Source organism: Methanospirillum sp. (assembly GCF_035406105.1).
Taxonomy (GTDB): domain Archaea; phylum Halobacteriota; class Methanomicrobia; order Methanomicrobiales; family Methanospirillaceae; genus Methanospirillum.
On sequence record NZ_DAONKG010000056.1, the window covers coordinates 9,595 to 12,135 of the forward strand.

The following is a 2,541-nucleotide window of genomic DNA, read 5'->3' on the forward strand; positions in this document are numbered from 1 at the left end:
CGGAAACTTTCGATATCCCGGTCATACTGGTTACCCATCTCTTCAATCCGGTCGATGTTATCAGAGGTCTTGAGGCAGGAGCAGACAATTTTATTATCAAACCATATACTCCTGATATAATCCATAGCCGGATTGCGAGCATTCTCCAGACGATGAACAAACCGGATCCAAATGACCGCCCCACTCCTCTCACGGTTGTCTTCTCGGACCGGTCATATACCATCACGGCAACCCGATTGCAGATTATTAATATTCTCCTCTCGACCTATGAGGTTGCAATAAAAAATAACTCAGATCTGCAGATCGCTCAGGAGAAACTGCATTATATGAATGATCAGATGCAGAAAACCCTTGAGGAACTTCAGAAGAGTAATCATGATTTGTCTGTGGAAAACCATGAGAGAAAGATGGTTGAAACAGCTCTTGGGAATGCGAATAAGAAACTGCAGCTTATGGCAAGCATTACAAGGCATGATCTTCTCAACCAGCTCAATTCATTGCAGGGGTATCTGGAGCTTGCAACAATGGACCGGAATGAAAATCCTGACCTTGCATGGGCATATATTGACAAGGCGGTTTCAATTCTGGGACAAACGGTAAACACGGTAAAATTTACCAAAGAATACCAGGAGATAGGTATCAAGACTCCAATCTGGCATAATTGTAGGAATCTTGTGATAAAATCCCTGAAACATACTTCTCTTCATCATGTAACTCTTGAGAATCAGCTCCCTGAAGATCTGGAGATCTATGCAGATCCTCTCATTGAAAAAGTGTTTTCAAATATCATTGAGAACGCTGTCAGGTATGGGGATAAAATCACAAAAATATGTATCAGATTTGAGAAGATGAATGGCACCAGCCGGATTATCTGTGAGGATGACGGTCTGGGTGTTGAACCTGATGAAAAACAGAAGATATTTCAGTATCAGTATGGAAAAAATACCGGGCAGGGGTTATTCCTCTCCCGGGAGATATTATCTATCACCGGCATTATGATAGAAGAGACCGGGGTGTTTGAGAAAGGGGCACGGTTTGAGATCATCTGCCCTGAAGGAACGATACGATTCTCTGATAAAGACATCTGATTTGGTAGTGGTATAGTATCGGAAAGAAACACTCTGTTCATTGCCGTTCCCAGATTTATGACGCCGGAATGCCTGGGAAAGTCAGATATCCGAACCATCATTCCCCTGAAGAAAAATCAGCAAAAGACCGGATCAGGGCATATAGCTCTGAACGCTGTAATCATGGTAACCTCATAAACGCAAGTATCCGGTTCTTTCAATCAGTCTGTACCATCAGGATATATCAGAATCCATTCCGATCGGTTCGAAGCTGCAACTATAAATATGATATACAAAGGATATAAGAGAAAAACGCCGAAATACTTCCATACCACTCTTTCGTCTCACCGATATCTCTCCGGATGCAATTTCTCTATCTACCCCTTTTGTAAGGAGAGATAAACCGTCAACATTCCTGACTGGCCGGATTGAAGGAACACCAAAAGGGGGCTTGGAAACCGCAATAGAGTTTTTTTTACGGCATCCATCACTGCAGAAATGATTATCCGGACTGATTGACCAAATGAACAGGTGAGAAGCAATTTATAGCAAAAAATGCCGAATGGACAGATCAAGCCCTATCAGGAAGGATACAAGGATTCCCATTGCCATAATACTGTACCAAAAAAAAGATCCACGCTCCTGAATACCCAAACTCCGGTCAAGCCAAATGAGCAGAGTGCCAAGAACACTAAACAGGATGAGACGGATTGCAATAAACTCACGAGCTAATGCAGCAGTGAAAAATAAATCCGAAATTCCCGCTGATAGTACAAGAAAAAACACAATAAGCAGGTATCTCATTCGTGTCACATAAAATCCGGGGATTGCCCGGGGAAGGGTTGTCTCAAGGACCCGTGCCCGACCATATATTCCGCCCAAAAGGCTGCAAAACAGGGCTATAATACAGACAAAGGAAAAGAGAATGACGCCATTGGGACCAAGATTCATAACCATAAACATTATCTCAAGAATCAGATCTAATTCAGGTGCCCCCAGTCCATGTTCGTATAAATAGACATAACCAAGTGAGAAATACAGCATACACAGAAGAAAGAGGAATGCCATTCCCACTCCGGCATCGATAAATGTGTGTATATCCGGAATCAGACCTGCGGGGAGATAAAACAGGTTTACTCCAGCTCTTTCCGAAAGACGACACCAAAAGTATCAGGTAATAATGTGGTTTTTGTGGATGAGCGATACGGATATGAAGCCATTATCCTTATCAATCTGTCTTCAGGTGAAGAGGAGATAATCTGTCATGTTCCTGAAATACATTGGCAGCCGGATATTGACAAAGACTGGATAGTCTGGGAGGACTGGCGTAATGGGGCCCATTCACGGGGAGATATCTATGCCTATCACATACCCACAAAGGCAGAAGTGCAGGTTACCAATACACCCTGGGGAGACTGGTTCCCGAGTGTTTCATCTGGATGGGTAGTATGGCAGTCGCAAAAATATGGAAACC

The 2,541-nt window shown here is 43.2% G+C and carries 3 protein-coding genes; 2 read left to right on the forward strand and 1 reads right to left on the reverse strand.

All coding sequences use genetic code 11. The annotated features are described in order from the left end of the window. Window positions 1-1,088: hybrid sensor histidine kinase/response regulator (locus PLA23_RS05000; RefSeq protein ID WP_324474256.1), on the forward strand; the 1,088-nt coding region annotated here is incomplete at its 5' end. Window positions 1,089-1,610: 522 nt separating this feature from the next. Here the strand turns inward: PLA23_RS05000 and PLA23_RS05005 are convergent. Continuing rightward, window positions 1,611-2,135: a hypothetical protein gene (locus PLA23_RS05005; RefSeq protein ID WP_324474257.1), complete on the reverse strand. Its 525-nt coding sequence runs from the start codon at window positions 2,133-2,135 to the stop codon at window positions 1,611-1,613. A 114-nt stretch (window positions 2,136-2,249) separates the two neighbouring features. On the opposite strand from PLA23_RS05005, the gene PLA23_RS05010 reads away from it, so the two are divergent. Beyond that, window positions 2,250-2,541, forward strand: a 292-nt coding sequence (locus PLA23_RS05010) for a TolB family protein (RefSeq protein ID WP_324474259.1), incomplete at its 3' end; no start/stop codon positions are given.